Source organism: Parabacteroides caeci (genome assembly GCF_023656795.1).
GTDB classification, from domain to species: Bacteria; Bacteroidota; Bacteroidia; order Bacteroidales; family Tannerellaceae; genus Parabacteroides; species Parabacteroides segnis.
This window is the reverse complement of sequence record NZ_JAMOKT010000006.1, coordinates 124,247-142,514: the sequence shown is the minus strand read 5'-3', so window position 1 is coordinate 142,514 and position 18,268 is coordinate 124,247. Positions and strand designations below refer to the sequence as shown.

Genomic DNA, 18,268 nt, shown 5'->3' with positions numbered 1-18,268 from the left:
TTATTCTTGCTTGTATGTTTTCACCGTATCTATCATTGCCAGAATATTTTCCACCGGTGTTCCTGCCTGTGCATTATGACATGAACAACAGATATAACCACCGTCTTTGCCTAACGTTTCAAGGCATTTCCGGGTTTCATCGATCACTTCACCGACTGTCCCCATCGGTAAGATACGTTGATTCTCGACTCCCCCGTGAAAAATAAGATCTTTCCCGTATTGCTGTTTTAGATTAGCCCTGTCCATACCTGGACAAACATGCTGTATCGGATTCAGAATATCTATACCGCACTCGATCAATCCCGGTATCAAAGGAAGGACTGCACCATCCGTATGATACAATACCTTCTTGCCATAACTATGGATAAGGTCGCACCAGTTCTTCAGCCTGTGCTTGAAATGCGTTTCCCACGAATCCAGGGAAATCAGCATACTATCCTGCATTCCCATATCATCACTGATAAATACAATATCGAGTTCATCGTTCAATTCAGTCAGCATCCGTTCCAGCATGACGGTTTGAATGGCGTCGATACGCTCTACCGTCGCATCCAGGAAGTCCGGATTTGCCAACGTATCCATCAGGGCATTTTCCAATCCGCGCATCTGGCAATAAATCTCAAAATGAGATATCCAGGGACCTATCGTTGCGAAATTCCAGGAACGTGCTTCTTTTGCCAATGCCTTCGCTCCTGCATAATCAAATTTATCCGGGTCAGGCCAGGAATGATAACCGGCCAGCTGGGACGGATCCATATAATCGGCAATCGGCGGATTGATATATTCCTGGTAAGTTGCCAGGCCAGCCTTTACCATCCGGGTCGGAACACCCCACATCGTTATCTCCCCGCTATCGTTCGGGTCGAAGAAACGTCCTCCGTAACCGGGAAATATCCAGACTATTTTATCTATTCCCAACTTATTATAAACAGCCATTTCATCTTGTAATGAAGTATATTTCCGAAGTGAATCAAGTACTTCGGGTGTACACCAGAGGTCGACGGGCGGACGATCGACAGGCTGACGGTTTATTGTTGCCCAAATACGTTCTTTGGGAGTCATATTATCCATATCTGTTAACAGTTTATTTATTGCTTGTTCAATGTTGATTATTCTTATTTTTTACCTTCCGGTAAATACAGGTGAGATTGTTGCAGATATCACAGGAATAACTACTTTTCCGCACATTCCTGCCGATGCCGATAATACCGCTTACCGATTTGATCGGGACCATCAGGCAACTGGCTGAAAGTGAGATCTCACATGTATGAGCCGGTACTAATGAGAAAAGCTGCTTCTGATCATCAACAGGCCAGTTACAATAACCGGGACTGTACCGATTGGTTATTTTCATTCCTTCCGACTGTACTTGCTTCTCCAGTTCAGACTGAATAAAATCCATAGACTTTTCAACAACGACACTTCCCATCGTATCCACGATATACCCTTTCAGATACTCACCTTCTTTATTGTACTTTCCGGAATAATCCGAAAATCCCTGTCCGGCCGTACAGATAAAAACGGCGATCTTTTCTGCTCCTTCCATCAGCCGGCAGATTTTACGGGATGTTTTTATAGTCTGTCCCGCTATCCGTATCTCTCCTGTTTCCGGAAACCGTTCTATGTCCTCAAAAACGGCATAGCCTCCCCGTATATCTGAAATTGCAGGGAGTTGCTCAAAAACCTCCGTTACCTCGCACACTACCGGATTATCCGGAGAACGGTCTTCTTCATGCAGCATTTCCAGCAGATCATCCGGAAGAATACCTGTTTCCCGAATTGTCGGACTATAATAACTAAATGCAGCCATCAAAACGTCATTTATATGCTACGATTAAAAGCTGATAAAGCATTATAATAGGCCCGGATATTTTCTTCCGGTACGCAAGGAGGCACATCACAGCCGGTCGACAATACAAAATTCGGGTACTCTGCCGTCTGTTCCAATAAGGAAGTTACCTCTTTCTCAATCTCTTCCGGTGACATCATACGGAGCACTCCTACCGGATCGATATTCCCCATGACCAACGTATCCCCCGGACATTGTTTCAAAACTTCCGTCATTGATATGGCATTACCGAAATGATAGGCTTTCGCTCCGGTGGATATCATGGCGTCTGTACACTGACCGGTATTACCGCAATTATGTAGGATTACCATGAACGAATCGTCCTGTACTTTGTCGATGATATTTTTTACATATACCGAAGAGAACTGTAAACAATCTTCGTTCGATAACAATCCGGCTGCCGGTTCGGCAATTATAACCCCGGAGCATCCCGTCCGTTTCAGTTCCATACAATAATCTTCTATAAAACGGGTACATTTATCGAGCAGCAGAGCTATAGCTTCCGGTTCCAGATAACAAGCGACCATGATCTCCGACATGCCATATAATCTTCCGGCAAGAGAGAAAGGACCGATAGCCCCGGCAAACACCGGTTTATCCGTGATCATCCCGACCGCCATTTTATTAGCCAGTATATACACAGGTATCCTGCCGGATGACAAAGAGGGTATCTGCAATCCTTCTATACTTTCCGAATCGACCAGGCTTCCCAGAATATGCGGCATATCGTTTTCAGGGAATGCGATGGAACTCCCAAACGCTTCCGCTTCTACTGTCAGGTCCATGATCACGGTAGCCGCCTTCGACGGATACATCTTACTCAGTTCATAGATTGCCTGTGCATGTTTCTCTCCGCTCTGAACAGCATCTTTCACGGTTGCCCCTATCATCTCGATGCCGGGATGGGTCATAATCGGCATAGTACAACGTTCGCGTACATTTATAATATCACTGATCCAATTATCTACGTTCATACCATTCTTTTTTATGCAACCAGCTTATCCAATATCTCCACCAATGCCTGCGGTTCGTCCGTATAATAATCGGCGCCGATCTTTTGGGCGAACTCATTGTTCAACGGTGCACCTCCCACACAGGTGATGACTTCGGGAAATTCCGACTTGATCTGCTTGTTGATTTTTTCCATATTGGCCATCGTTGTCGTCAGCAAGGCTGACATTCCTACAAATGCACCCGGATTCATCTTTATGGCATCGATAAACTTCTCGGCAGGAACATCCACGCCTAAATCTATTACCTCATATCCGTTTCCTTCGGCGATCATACTCACCAGGTTCTTCCCGATATCATGCAAATCGCCTTCCACCGTACCGATGATCAGCTTCCCTTTCCGTTTGACGGAACCATCCATAAAATACTTCTTCAGATGTGCCATCGCCCCACTCATGGCTTTGGCACTCATCAAGACCTGGGGTACGAAGACTTTGTTTTCACGGAATTTCACTCCGATACGTCCCATACCGACAATCAGGCCTTTTGAGAGGACATCAGTAGGTGCAACACCCTCTTCCAAAGCCTGCATAGTAAGTTCGTCGGCACCCAACTGCCCTTTCATGCTTGGCGGATAGGGAGATTTTTGATTTATTTTCCCGTTTTCCACACATAATGCGATTTGTTCTAAAATGTCGTTCATAGTTTTTGTTGTTAGAATGTTCAATAATTTTATTTGCCGTATAATCTTACTCTCACTGTTCCTTTACAAGGATAAGTAAAGGAAGCCTTGCCATCTATCCCGACTTCTACAGGAGTCGTTTTACCCTGGATGGCTAATTTGTATTTTAAAGCCGGATTCAATCCTTCAATAATAAACCGGTAATTGTCCGCCGTATTCATTTCCCACGAAATATCATTTCCGGAACACTGTTTCAAGGTTACACCCACCGGCGAAGACGACTCACCAAAGATTTTCAACACTGTTTTTTCTTCATTGTGCGGATAGACAACCAAACCGCCTTCCCGGAAAGAGGCTCCGAAAGCATCACGGCTTTTAACAGAAAAACGGTCTGTCTGCATCTCATAATCATCGACACTCAAACGGATGCGATAGTCGGTATCCCGCAACGTATAATTAAATTCCGTTCCGTTAAGTATCTCAGACAGGTTAGGTTCCAGTCCCATCCTGTTCCATTTCGGACGTATCCCGTAAATGTCGCGGTAAAGAGCCGTCACACTTGTACAGATACCTGCCAAAATATCGGAACCCTGTCCCTCCTGTGTCTTACGGCTATACCGCTGGGAAGAGAGTCCGTCTTTTTTATATTGCGCCAGGATGTTACGGATATATTTTAAAGCGATGTGCTTGTCGTAACCAACATAAGCCCTGACTCCCAGATATCCCCAGGTCGGGAAGATATCCCCGTTCTCATAAGTTGGGAAAGGCCAGTTTCCGGCTGATACTTCCTCTCTTTTAAAGGAGTCGAAACAAAGCGGCCAGTGGAACAGGTTCTCGGCAACCGTTCTTTTCTCAATCTGTTCAAGTACCTGGGCGATCCGTCTTTTATCATCACATAAACCGAAGGCAATCACAGCGAAGTTGACCGGAGTAACCAGGTTATCCCCATGTACAGAACCGTCTTTATCCCTCCAATAAACATATTGTTTTTTCTCCGGCGACCAGAAACCGCCGTCATGGATCGACTTGTTGAAGTTATCTTTCAGCTTCTGTGCCACTGCCGTATAATAATCAGCCTTTGCCTTATCTCCCAAAACCCGTTCACAGCCGGCCCACAGATTAAGGGCTTCATACATCTGGGCATTTACAAACGCATTCTCGAAGCTAGCCCAGACGATATCCAGCCAATCGCTTGCCTTCTCTTCTTTTATAGAGTTATTCATCATCTCAAAAATGCCGTTGCCATTCGAATCCCTTCTGATCAACCAATCCAGCGCCTTCTCGCAACCTGCTTTATGAGATTTCAGCCACTCGATATCACCACACAAGTCAAATTGTTCCGCCGTGTTAATCACATGGCCGGTCTGCGAATCTATCGTGTATCCCCATCTTGCTTCATAATATCCGGTTTTATAATTGAATGTTCCCGGCATCTGATCTTCATCCGCATTATGCCACCGGGAAAGGACACGTCCGTCGGCTGTTATCGCATAATCCCTCTCACTGTCTAAGGTTGCGGACATATTTTTTACATAATTGCCGTCATTCAAGGCCATTCCTATCTGGGCAAAGAAAGGCTCATGCAAACATTTCCAGTTGGTAGTCCATCCGTTTGCTCCTACAATCGTATTATCCACCACCCCGTATCTGCCGGTCGTATTCATCAACTCACGAACCGCTTCCGCATCTATGCCGGGCAGGTTTCCTCTTGAATAGGCAACTGCATAATCGACATATTCCATTTCCAGCGTCATGTTTACATCGCCTTTCTGAACATTAAAAGGGACAAACACATCTGATCGCTGATGGACAAAGCGGTTCAGATTATACCGGGGTTCCAATTCTTCATCTGTCACAAAATGAGTACAGACAAACTCTTTCTTATCACTCTGCGAATATTTTGCCGCCAGCTGTCTCCCATCCGATTTTGCTTTGATACGCAATGCATTTCCCGTATCCGGATTCCAGAAAGTAACACCTCCGGTATGTACGCCATACGTATCATTCACCTCTCTCAAATATTTACACCAGACCATTCCTCCGTTATCCAGGATTCCTCCCTTCCAGACGGCAAGGTCTGCAAAATTCCATTGAGGGAAAGCCATCTCTTCCAGCTTTGCCAGGTTACTGTATTTCCGGTTGATATTCCATATGATCTTGTCACCATTCAGGTCAAAGCTCCATGATTCATTTACACTTATCGAATGATCTCCATAAATGATATTCTTTATAAGTATCTTATTTCCGGACTCTTCCACCTTAATTCCATCCTGACCGGAACAGGAGGTAAAGGAACCTCCCCTGGTTCTGAAGCCTGTATAAACACCTGATTCAGACAATACATTTTTACCTTTTACTTTTAACTGCGTTATTTTACAACCCTCCGAATAGTCGAGTTGAAGAACCAGCTTTTGACTGGGATCGGAGATAGTTATTTTTTTCAGTGCCGGATCATGAGGCACATTATTATTCAGGGCATAAGAATCAAAAGTAAACATACATATCCCCAAAAAGACAAAGGTCACCAGTAATCTCATATTCATGAATTATGCGAATTAAGTTAGTAATTAAAAACATTGGTATTAAATTTCAAGAACAAAGGTCCGTATATATTTTTCTTTGGAACATGAGGATTTGTTCTTTATACATGACAGAATGATACAATTATCGACACGGATTTAGAAGAATAATGAGCCAATGTGGCAATATGCTAATGTGCCAATTTAGAAAGATGAGCTATCTGCTAATTATAGGATGAGCCAGTTGGCGACGGTGTCTTCAGGCTGTAGGCCTGTAACAAATTAGCCCAGGGTTCTAACCCTGGGTTCCCTTGAATTTTTCTCTTTCTGAGCACCCTGTAGGGGTGCGACAAGACGAAAAGGGTTGATATTTAGCCTGTCCCGCCCTTACAGGGCGGAAAGACAGGAGCGGGTTTTCATAAACCCAGGGTTAGAACCCTGGGCTGGTTTGTTAAAGCCTTACAGGCTTACATTGACACCGTAAGGGCGGTTCGCGAACCGCCCTTACCAACGACGCTACATTCATATTTGATAAGAAGTGAATCATATCATAAATATCGACATATTCTCTCAACAAAAGTTTTACAAAATAAATCCTTCATTCCTTCATCTATATGATAGATTGTTGGTTATCTTTGCGTTACTACTGATAAATAATGAACAAAATGAAGGAAACGCTTTTTAATCCCTGATTTTTTAGCTAATAATTGATAGCTTCCAATACCATAAAAAGGTAAATATCTACCGGAAGATTATCTGCCAGCATATCTTATTCTAATACAGAACCAGTAAGCCCTTAGTCCTGATATGCTTTCTTCTTTCTTGTTTTTCAATTATCGGACACTTGTTTGCCATCTGTCGAACGCTTATCGCACAACTATCAAACAAGCGTTCGACAGATGACAAACAACAACGCATATATAACCTTCAGAATAGTAGGCTATTAGAAGAACTCTAATTATCTATTACCAGACTCCTACTTCTTTTCTACCTGTTAACAAAGCTATTTCCTTCATCTTGTTCATTATTTATCAGCAGTAACATTAAGATAACCAACAATCTATCATATAGATGAAGGAATGAAGGATTTATTTTGATAAACTTTTATTGAGATGTTTAAGCGAATAAAACATTTATACGATATATATAAAAGAACCCCTGAAGCCTTTTTGTTCGACTCCAGGGGTTCTACTCTCCACATCTCCTTTACCTATTTCACTTATTCTGTTAGCTTTTCTTTGCTAATTCCGATTCGATAGGATCGTTATATTGTTTCTGCAATTTATGCAGTTCGTCCATCAACTGTTTGGTGATTTCTTCCGTACCGGGTTTATTATAAATGTTATTCATTTCCATCGGGTCGTTTTGCAGGTCGTAAAGTTCCCATACGTCGATGTCATTATAGAAATGCATTAATTTATAACGGTCTGTACGTACGCCATAATGACGTTTTACCATGTGTTCGGCTGGGAACTCATAATAATGGTAATATAAGGAAGTACGCCAGTCTTTCGGATGCTCGCCTTTCAGCAACGGCAGGTAAGAATCACCCTGGATATCTGCAGGAACCGGAGCGCCTGCCAGTTCGAGGAAGGTAGCGGCATGGTCGATATTCTGAACCATTTCAGGAATATCACCCTTTATGCCACCCGGATAGCGAACCAACATCGGTGTGCGGAAAGATTCTTCATACATGAAACGTTTGTCAAACCAACCGTGTTCACCCATATAGAAACCCTGATCGGATGTATAGACGATAATCGTATTATCCAGCAGATCGTTCTTTTCCAGATAATCCAATACACGGCCTACATTACGGTCTACCGAATGGATGACACGGATATAATCGTGCATATACTGCTGGTATTTCCATTCTGCCAAAGCCTTGCCGGAAAGTTTCTTTTCCTTGAACTCTTTGATGATCGGGTCGTAATGCTTGTCCCAGGCGGCTTTCTGTTCCGGAGTCATCCGGTTGTACATATTACGTCCGGCTTTTTCCAATCCAGGATTGGAGTGGATCTCGTTTTCTTTGTCAGCCAGTTTCAGGTCATACACCAGATCCATGTCTTTAATGATATTCATTTCCTGCTGCGAAGCGGCAATACGGCCTTCATACTTGTCGTAGAAAGTTTCCGGTATCGGGAAAACAACATCCTTATACAATTCCAGATCGCAGGTATCCGGCATCCAGGTACGGTGCGGTGCCTTATGATGCAGAAGCAGGCAGAACGGTTTGTTCTTATCTCTTTTCTGGTCCATCCAGTCGATAGCCAGATCGGTTGTTATATTGGTGGCGTATCCTTCTATTTGTTTCTTTTCTCCGTTATCGATAAAATAAGGATTGTAATAATCGCCCTGTCCTATCAATATGTTCCAGTAATCGAACCCGGTTGGTTCGGATGTCAGGTGCCATTTACCGACAATAGCGGTCTGGTAACCGGCTTGCTTCAATAGTTTCGGGAACGTCTGTTGTCCACCGTCGAATGTTTTCGTGTTGTCGGTAAAGCCGTTTGCATGGCTATGCTTACCGGTCAGCAGACAGGCACGGCTGGGACCACTCAACGAGTTGGCAACGAAACTGTTAGTAAAACGGACTCCCTCTTTAGCGATACGGTCGATGTTCGGAGTCTCGATGAACCGATGATCGTACGCACTGATTGTCTGAAACGAATGATCATCACACATAATGTAGAGGATATTCATCGGCTTTTTAGCCTCCTCTGCCCCTGCTTTTTTCTCTTTGCAGGAAGGCAGCGATGCTAACACCGCTGCTCCCGTTAATGAGAATAATACTTTAGACCTAATGTTCTTCATATTCTATATACTTGTATAAATTAGATTACCATCCCGGGTTCTGTTCCCATTTACCTCCTGTCAAAGACAACATACGAGGTTGAATAGGCAACAAATAGTCGCGGCCTACATTAAACCGCCATCCCTGTTCATAACCTGCCGGATTGCTGGGCACAACGTAACGAAGTGCGTCACCCGGTTTACCTGTCAGGAAGAGATTGTTTCCGGAAGCCTGGTCGTAAACCAACTTACCGCCAAATGCGGGATGGTTTTCCAGGTTACTTCCTGTAAATAAGGCACCTTTCGGCCATTTGCCAACGATCAGTTCTTCGGCAGCAGCCCAACGAAGAATATCTTCCAGACGACGGCCTTCACAGGCTTTCTCGATACGACGTTCACGGCGGACAGCCTGAATATATTTATCCAGATGACGGAACGGATAATCAGCCTCCTGATTATACTCCCGATCAAAATCTACGGCAGGCATGCCAACACGGTCACGTAACGGTTGCAAAGCTACAATTATTTTCTGAGAATTGGCCGCTCCGTCCAACTCGGCTAACGCTTCGGCATAATTTAACAGGATATCGGCGTAGCGGAACTGGATTGCCGGGGTTGCTCCTTTGAATTCGGCATCCAGACTACCTGTGTAGTCTATTTGCACATATTTCAACAGTGAATACCCAGTCATATTCTGGTTATAGGCAGACGAACCGATCAGCGGCGGAACCACATAATAAGGAGGCGTATCATCCGGACGCAATTGCTGTCCCGGCGTACAGATTGTCTGTGCCAGACGCGGGTCACGGACACCAGACAACAGTTCGTTTCCAAACACTTTCTTTGCTTCCGTACGTGCAGAACCGACAAAAGGTTTACCGTCTATTGTCAGGTAATCATCTATCAGCGAAGCTGTGACACCGACACCGCCGCCGCCCTGGTTCAGGTAACGGTTCACATTGTTACCAACCTGGTCGCCGTCATACATCTTAAACCAAAGGACTTCCGGGTTACCGGACAGGTCTGTTGTCTGGAACATCTTACGATAATCATCCTGCATATTTCCCGTTGTATAGATTCTCCATACACCACGATCCATGACTTCTTTCGCCGCATTGGCTGCAACAGTGAAATAATTCTTTATTTTTTCGTCCGTGACAGCAGGGTCAAAGAACTTATCGCCTTTTGCCTTATGATATTTCTCCCAGGTTCCTTCAAAGAGAGCCACATCGCTCTTCAGGGCACGGGCCACATCTTTATGGACACGCATGGAAGCACTGTTGTTCTGTTCTCCCAGATAAGAAATAGCTTTATCCAGATCTGCCAGAATGCTATCCGCTACAACGGTACGACTGTCGCGGGGTAACCGCATCTCTTCCTCATTCGGGTCAAGCGGGGTACTCACCCAGGTCAATGGTCCATAGTCCACAAACATTTTGTAATAATACCACGCACGGAAATAATAGGCCTCACCGACATACTGGTTATAATCGGGAGAACCTTGTTCCACGCAATTGCCCAGATTACACAGTAAAAAGTTCAAATTACGGATAGCCGTATAATTAGTCAGCTTGGAAGCACCGCTCAATGTGGTTTCACCAGCCAGACGGGAACTTACCGAACTGGCCGACATATTATCACTATGCGTGTCATAACCGGCAATGCCACTTCCGCCACCGGCACCAAAATCATGTACACGCAAACCGTCACCAAAACTTACTTTTATTTTATCATCTCCATATTTCGGATTTCCTGTCTGGTAAAACTGGTCCAGATAATTTCTCATTTCACCTGTACTGCTGAAAGGCTGCGCAGTCGAAAGTACGCCTTCCGGCATTTTATCCATATCGAAGCAGGATGTAAGGCTGAAAGCCAGGATCATGCCTAAAAATATATTTCTTTTTTTCATAAGATCTTCAAATTATAAGTTAACAACCAAACCCACGGATACTACACGATTCATCGGATAGTTCTTACCACCCTCACTGGTGTAGTCATTCTTTGTGTAGATCGCTTCCGGATCAAACATTCCCTTCAACTTCGTAAAGGTCAGCAGGTTTTCACCAGAGAAGAATACCTGAACTTTCTGCATACCGACCTTATTCGTCCAGATTGCAGGAAGATCGTAGCTGACTGTCAGGTTCTTCAGGCGGCAATAAGCGCCACTCTGAATATACCGGTCGCTGGTAGTCATTGTTTTGTTGCTGAACGGAGTAACGCCGCCTGCCGTATGGATATAAGGCTTCGGATAATAAGCACCCGGATTCGATTCACTCCAGAAATCCAGATGTTCCTTAAACACAGTTACCTGTGCATAGGGACCGCTTCCCCAGAAGTAAGCACCTGTTCCCGGATCCCAATCACGTTTGCCAACTCCTTGGAACATCATGCTCAGGCTGATGCCTTTCCAACTGATAGAACCGTTAACTGTGTACTGATAGCGCGGGGTCGTATTACCGATCACTGTCATATCTCCCATATCATTCAACGTATTGGTCCCGTTATTGATCTTATTATCATTATTCAGGTCGCGATATTTCACATCACCCGGAGTCCAGGGCTTACCACTGATAAATGACAGGTCATACTTTTCATTATAAGCATCTGCTTCTTCCTGTGTCTGGATCAGACCATCGGCACGATATCCCCAGATCTCACCGACCTTTTTACCGGTATACCAGTTTTCTTTCGGATTCGTTCCGGTCGGGTTCGCATATTCCGTTACTTCTGAAGTTGCATCCGACAATGAACCACCGATCGTATACTGAATATCACTACCTATCTGTCCGCGATAATTCAGGGCAAGCTCCCAACCGCGGTTTCTCATCCGTGCATTATTGGTCTTAGGGGCATCTGCTCCGAAGATATCCGGGAAGTCGACGCCGGGACCTAACATATCCTTTGTATCACGCTGGAAAACATCGAGTGTACCGGTCAAAGAGTTTCCTAAGAATCCAAAGTCGAGACCGATATTCTTACTTTCCACCTTTTCCCAGGTAGTAGTCGGATTCACAACACCCGGAGCCCGTGTAAAGATATGACGTCCGTCAGAGAAAATATAATTGCCCAACTTATTATTCAATTCCATTGTTGCGGCAAAAGTATATAAGGCGGCACCGGCCTGGTTACCCAGCAAACCATAGGAAGCACGCAGTTTCAGGTTTGACAGTACATCAGTCACAGAGCTCATGAATTGTTCGCGGGTAATGTTCCATCCCAAAGAGACGGAAGGGAAGAATCCCCAACGGTTGCCGGAAGCAAAACGGGAAGAACCGTCGTAACGTCCGTTCAGTTCAACCAGATAACGTCCGTCATAATCATAATTGATACGTCCGAAGAAACCGCGGGTAGCCCAACCGTTACGGGTATCGATGACAGTCTTGTCGCCGGTTCCCATACCGACATTCGGATTGCTGGTCGAATACAGGCCGGTAATGGAGTTCTTCATCAGACTGAACTCATAATCTTCTTCCTGAAAACCTGCCATCACTGTAAAGTTGTGCTTTTCAGCCAAGCTGAAAAGGTAATTTGTGTACAAATTGATCGACTGATAACGTGTACGGTCATAGCTGCGGGTAAATTTACCGTCGGGAGACATACCTAATTCCGAGCGAACACCTTTTGAAGTACTGACACCGTCGGCACCATAAATAAGCGGGCTGACATTCAGCGCTTCATATTCTTTATTACCTAATTTATAGGTATAGTCGAAGAATATAAACCAGTTCTTAACAGGTTGAATATCCAACCCGGCAGTGATATTCATATTATCACGCTGTGTATTTGTATAGGTTCCGCTCTGCAGATAAGGGATCATTGTCAGTTCCGTGAAATGGCCGTTCGGGTCGACCGGAGAAACTGTAGGACGGAAACGAGCCAGTGAATGATAGAAACCTTCGCTGATACCACCGTCACCAAACGGAGTATTCTGGTCGGAATGCATAAATTTGGTATTCACTTTCAACTTCATCCAGCTAGTCAGCTGCGAAGTAACATTGGCTGCAAAATTGTACCGTTTATAATCCATATCGGCATAACGGAGGATTCCGTCTTCCGAATAGTAACCACCTGAAATATAATATTGTGCAGCCTTACCACCACCGCTCAGGCTGATATTATGATTCTGTTTAAACGCCCAGTTCTTATAATGCAAATCAAAATAATTCACATTACCGACACCAGACTCCGAGTTTTCGAAAGCCGGGTTCATATTGGAATTGGCAGGCAGTTCGAACCACGGATCGACACTACTCGGATCATTAATATACTGCTGTAACAAAGCTAGTTTCTCATCGCTGTACAAACGCGGAGAACCGGCATTGGTTACACCTGCATTCCAGTACTGTGCAAAATCATACGAATTGACCATATCCGGCAGAACAGTCGGCGTACTCCAACCTACCGTACCCTGGTAGTTGATACGCATTTTACCTTCTTCCCCCTTCTTTGTCGTGACAAGAATCACACCGTAAGCGGCACGTGCACCGTAGATGGCACAAGCAGCCGCATCCTTTAATACGGATATATTTTCAATATCACTGGGGTTTACATCGGTGAGGCTCATTTCCACACCATCGACTAAGACGTAAGGGGCCGCATTATTATCCAGGTTACCTTGTCCGCGTAATGTCAAAGTACCGGCTCCACCCGGACGGCCACCATCGGAATTGCTTACCAGCAAACCCGGAACCATCCCTTGCAAACTCTGTACGGCATCGGCAACAGGACGACGTTCCAGCACATCTCCCTTAACGGAAGATACGGAACCGGTCAGATTCACTTTCTTCTGTACGCCATAACCGACAACGACTACTTCATTAATATCAACCGCATCACTAAGCATTTTAATTGTCAAATCTTTCATGCCTTCCTTTATCAGGATTTCCTGAGGGATCAGACCAATATAAGATATTAATAATGTTTGTCCGGGTGATACCGAGATAGAAAAACGACCATCGGCATCGGCAATCGTACCGTTCTGTGAATCTTTCACCTGAACAGCTGCTCCGGCCAAAGGTTCGGAGGTTGCCTCTTCGAGGATAACCCCCGTTACTGTCTGCTGAGCAAAACCTGCCAAGCAAAACAACATCAGTAAGAATGTTAGAAAAGATTTTTTCATAAAACAATAAATTTAGTAAACAACATAATTTAATTCTCAAGACAGGTAAGTTTTTCCAAATTCACCTATATCCAATAACATCGAATTAACCCTATTTCATAAGCACGCTCTGTTTAGTTAATATTTGCAAAGGCAAAGTTGCACTTTCCGGCACATACCGATGTCAATAATCGTACTTTTCATGTCAAAAACCATCCCAAAGTTCTGTTTACACTGAATGTTTTCTATTTTAGATCAGTTTTATTACATTTGCACTTATTAGAAATAAAGTACGATGAGAAGCATCCCTATTATAAAATTATTACAATTTCTGTTTTTGTTTTTCTTCTGTATAGGATATACAAAAGGAGCACCTCCCAGCTATTTCTTCCAGCAGCTGAATCTGGACAAAGGTTTATCGCAAACAACAGTGAATTGTATCCTGGCAGACAATAAAGGATTGATCTGGATCGGGACGGCTTCCGGATTGAGTTGTTTCGACCGTTACGATATGAAAAGTTATTTCCATGAGAAAGACAACCCCTATTCCCTACCGGGAAATACGATCTATTTCATCGCGGAAGATTCATTGAACAATATCTGGGTTTCTACCAATAACGGATTAACCTTATACGATAAAAGTAACGACTCATTCCGCCCTGTCAAATTCGAAGATAAGATAATCACAACAAATTCATTCCATACATTCTCCGGCTCCATCCTTTTCACAGCGGATGAAGGACTATATATCTATGACGGCAAAAGTCGGGCCTTTCGCAAAAGGCCGGTCGTTCAAAAAGATTCATCCGGTTTCGTACCTTATTATATACGTCCCTGGGACAAGGACGAAGTCTTGCTCATCTCACGCAGGAACGGTATCCTCAAATACAACCCGGTTACCGATCAGATTACCCCTACCGATTATCCGATCCTGGCGGGAGACTTGAATGCGGTTTATCTGGACAGCAAGAAAAGGCTTTATCTTTCTTCCTATAATAAAGGCTTCGTTTGTTACGCCCCGGATGGGAAAGAGCTTTACCATATCCATACAGGAAATTCCAGATTGAATAATAATCTGGTTCTTGACTTTCTGGAAATAAACAATAAACTCTGGATAACGACTGATGGCGGAGGAATCAATATTATGGATATGGAAAACACATCCGATATCACTGCCATTGTCCATACGCCGGGAGACAGGAACACGCTCCCCGTAAATTCCGTCAAATGCATCTATAAAGACAAACAGGATAATATCTGGGTAGGGACAGTCAGAGGCGGTATGATCGGTATCAAAGAAGTTTTCATGAAAACATATACGGATGTTCCGCGCAGCAATACCAACGGATTGAGCGATATATCAGTCATCAGTATCCACGAAGACAAACGGGGACGCTTGTGGCTGGGGACAGACGGAGGCGGTATCAACCAATACGATCCTTATACCGATACCTTCAAACATTATCCATCCACTTACGGAGATAAAGTCGTATCCATTACTGATTATTCAGACTCTGAATTGCTCGTTTCCTTATATACCAAAGGTATGTATCTCTTTAATAAAGAAACAGGAAACTACCACCGCCCCTTCTATCTGATCGACGAAGCCACGACAGTCGACCAGTTTCATGGAGGAAATGCCTCACTGGCTTATAGGGTTACCGACGAATGGGCTTATTTTCTGGGTAAAAATGCAGTCAGCCATAGTTTCCGGACCGGAAAGTTCTCTTTCCTGAAGATAGACGGGAAGAAACTGGCCGTAGGTCCGATGAAAATGGTTTGTGCCGACGATAAATCGGCCTTTATCATCCAAAGCAACAATCTGTATGAAGTATATCACGGCAGCGACACGCTACATATCCTCCTCAGCATCGGAGGACATGAAGCGATCAAAGCGGTAGCACGCGACAAGAACGGTATTTTCTGGATCGGAACGGAGTATGGTTTCGGTTATTTCGATTCTAACACAAAGGAATTCACCAAGATTGAAACCAAACTGTTCAACAGTGTCTCTACCTTGCTACTGGACGAACAGGAACGTCTTTGGATCGGTGCCCGCAATATGTTATTCTCATACGATCTCAAAAAGAAACGTTTCGCCTCCTGGGGAGAATCGGACGGTTATACGACGAATGAGTTCATCTATAAATACCAGGTTTTGTCCATCTCCGATTATATCTATCTGGGTGGCGCCTCCGGATTGCTACGTATCAATAAAAACATACCGACCAAAGAAGAGCCGCTGCCCGAAGTCAGGCTGATGGACGTGTTGCTGAACGGAAACTCCTGTATCGACCAGCTGGAAAACGGTCATAACCGGATAACGATTCCCCATACGCACAGCTCCATTGAAATAAAAGTCATCTCGATGGAAAAAGATGTGTTCCGCAGCAAACTATACCGTTATATGATTAACGGAACCGATCAACAATACACCGAAACATACAACCATGTCCTTTCACTGCGTATGCTGGCTCCGGGCAACTACTCCATCCTGGTGTCCTGCAACTCGAAAAGCGGAGAATGGAGCGAACCGGTCGAAGTACTTCATATCACGGTAACACCTCCCTGGTATCAACGCCCCTACGTCTTTGTCATTTTCATCATCCTGTTAATCCTCTTTCTTTTCTGGTCCGAACGCATAGCGAGGCGGCGCAGAAACCGGAAAATGAAATGGCAGATGAAAGAGCACACCAATAAGATGAATGAGGAAAAGGTACGCTTTCTCATCAACATCAGCCATGAACTGCGTACCCCGCTAACACTGATTTACGCACCTCTGAAAAGGATACTCGACAAAAACGGCTGGAATGAACCGGAAAATCTGAAAGGACAATTATCCGGCATATACAAACAGGTGCTGGATATGCGGAACACCATCAATATGGTATTGGATATGAGCAGCCTGAAGGAGGCGAAGAATACGTTGCACAAAACGCCCCATCAACTGAACGAATGGATCTTTTCCGTCGCCAAAGATTTTGAAAGCGAACTGGAAGCCCGCCATATCCGGATAGACTACCAACTGGATGAACATATCGGACAAGTTTCGTTCGACGGTCCCAAATGTACGACCGTCTTATCGAACCTATTAATGAATGCGCTGAAGTTCAGCCCTTCGGACACGACGATCACCGTATCCAGCGAATTACTGGATGGTAAAGTCCGGGTAAGCGTAGCCGACCAGGGAATCGGTCTGGGTAATCTCGATGCCAATAAACTCTTTACCCGCTACTATCAGGGTAACCACAACCAGTCGGGAAGCGGGATAGGACTCTCTTTCTCCAAAGTACTGATAGAAAGGCATAAGGGAACGATCGGTGCCATGAACAATGAAGACTGCGGAGCCACTTTCTTCTTTGAACTGCCACTCGATGCCGAGAATGAAAACATAGAAAAAGAAAACCGGCAAGACGTATGGTTCCCGGTTGAAACACCATCCGAAGCGGAGACATTCTCTACAAACCATTATTCTATCATCATCGTAGAAGACAAGAAGGAATTAAGTTCGTTCCTAAAAGAATCCTTACAGGAATCATTCAAAAATGTCTATGTGGCAGGCGACGGAGAAGAGGCCATTGAAATAATTAACCAGAAGCATCCGGACATCATCGTCAGCGACATTATGATGCCGAAGATGAACGGTTATGAATTGTGTAAAAAGATAAAGGAAGATATGGCAACCAGCCATATTCCTGTTATACTCTTAACTGCCAGGGGTGATCTGGATAGCACGACAATGGGATACAAACTGGGAGCGGACGCTTATCTGGCAAAGCCTTTCGATATGGAATTATTACTGGCAGTCATCAGAAACCAGCTAAAAAACAGGGAAGCGATCAGGCAGAAATATAAAGAAAGCCATTTACTTCCTCCGGAAGCAACCCCTTCACAGACAAACAACCTGGACGAAGAGTTCATGCTAAAATTGAACAAGCTGATTTACGACAACCTTTCATCGCGTGAACTCGATGTCAAGTTCCTTACCACGCAGATGGGAATGAGCCGTACGCCGCTTTATGCCAAGCTGAAGGCCTTAACCAATATGGGGGTTAACGATTATATCAATATGATCCGCATAGATAAAGCCTGCCAGCTACTGGTTGGTTCTTCCATGAATATCACAGAGATATCCGAAACTGTAGGATTCGAGTATCCCCGCCATTTCAGCACACTGTTCAAACAGCTCAAAGGCATGCCGCCATCGCAATACAGGAATAGTAAGGCTACAACAAAAGAATGCGATAGCGAAAGAGAAGATTAGATTCGATATTTGACAAATATGAATGTAGCATCGTTGGTAAGGGCGGTTCGCGAACCGCCCTTACCAACGACACTGTAAGCCTGTAAGGCTTTAACAAACCAGCCCAGGGTTC

At 44.5% G+C, this 18,268-nt stretch carries 9 protein-coding genes; 1 reads left to right on the top strand and 8 read right to left on the bottom strand.

Features of this window, described 5'->3' with window-relative positions; translation table 11 throughout:
• The 8 genes from NBH15_RS04780 to NBH15_RS04745 form a co-directional block, all read right to left on the bottom strand.
• Nucleotides 1–1,071 (bottom strand): uroporphyrinogen decarboxylase family protein, encoded by a 1,071-nt coding sequence (locus tag NBH15_RS04780; RefSeq protein WP_186959004.1) that lies wholly within the window; start codon nucleotides 1,069–1,071, stop codon nucleotides 1–3.
• 28 nt (nucleotides 1,072–1,099) lie between these two features.
• Nucleotides 1,100–1,810: a vitamin B12 dependent-methionine synthase activation domain-containing protein gene (locus tag NBH15_RS04775; RefSeq protein WP_250822122.1), complete on the bottom strand. Its 711-nt coding sequence runs from the start codon at nucleotides 1,808–1,810 to the stop codon at nucleotides 1,100–1,102.
• 11 nt (nucleotides 1,811–1,821) lie between these two features.
• Nucleotides 1,822–2,823 carry a uroporphyrinogen decarboxylase family protein gene (locus tag NBH15_RS04770; protein WP_250822121.1) on the bottom strand — a complete coding sequence of 334 codons (1,002 nt, stop codon included), beginning with the start codon at nucleotides 2,821–2,823 and terminating at the stop codon, nucleotides 1,822–1,824.
• Between the two features lie 11 nt (nucleotides 2,824–2,834).
• Entirely contained in the window at nucleotides 2,835–3,503 is a 669-nt protein-coding gene (locus tag NBH15_RS04765; RefSeq protein WP_250822120.1) for a cobalamin B12-binding domain-containing protein, read from the bottom strand.
• 29 nt (nucleotides 3,504–3,532) lie between these two features.
• Nucleotides 3,533–6,025: an alpha-L-rhamnosidase-related protein gene (locus tag NBH15_RS04760; protein ID WP_250822119.1), complete on the bottom strand. Its 2,493-nt coding sequence runs from the start codon at nucleotides 6,023–6,025 to the stop codon at nucleotides 3,533–3,535.
• A gap of 1,203 nt (nucleotides 6,026–7,228) precedes the next feature.
• Nucleotides 7,229–8,815, bottom strand: a complete 1,587-nt coding sequence (locus NBH15_RS04755; RefSeq protein ID WP_186959009.1) for a sulfatase family protein — start codon at nucleotides 8,813–8,815, stop codon at nucleotides 7,229–7,231.
• 25 nt (nucleotides 8,816–8,840) lie between these two features.
• Nucleotides 8,841–10,703 (bottom strand): RagB/SusD family nutrient uptake outer membrane protein, encoded by a 1,863-nt coding sequence (locus NBH15_RS04750; RefSeq protein WP_250822118.1) that lies wholly within the window; start codon nucleotides 10,701–10,703, stop codon nucleotides 8,841–8,843.
• 12 nt (nucleotides 10,704–10,715) lie between these two features.
• Nucleotides 10,716–13,913 carry a SusC/RagA family TonB-linked outer membrane protein gene (locus NBH15_RS04745; protein WP_250822117.1) on the bottom strand — a complete coding sequence of 1,066 codons (3,198 nt, stop codon included), beginning with the start codon at nucleotides 13,911–13,913 and terminating at the stop codon, nucleotides 10,716–10,718.
• A 274-nt stretch (nucleotides 13,914–14,187) separates the two neighbouring features.
• On the opposite strand from NBH15_RS04745, the gene NBH15_RS04740 reads away from it, so the two are divergent.
• On the top strand, nucleotides 14,188–18,156 hold the full coding sequence (locus tag NBH15_RS04740) for a hybrid sensor histidine kinase/response regulator transcription factor (RefSeq protein WP_250822116.1): 3,969 nt from the start codon (nucleotides 14,188–14,190) through the stop codon (nucleotides 18,154–18,156).
• The last annotated feature ends 112 nt before the right edge of the window (nucleotides 18,157–18,268 follow it).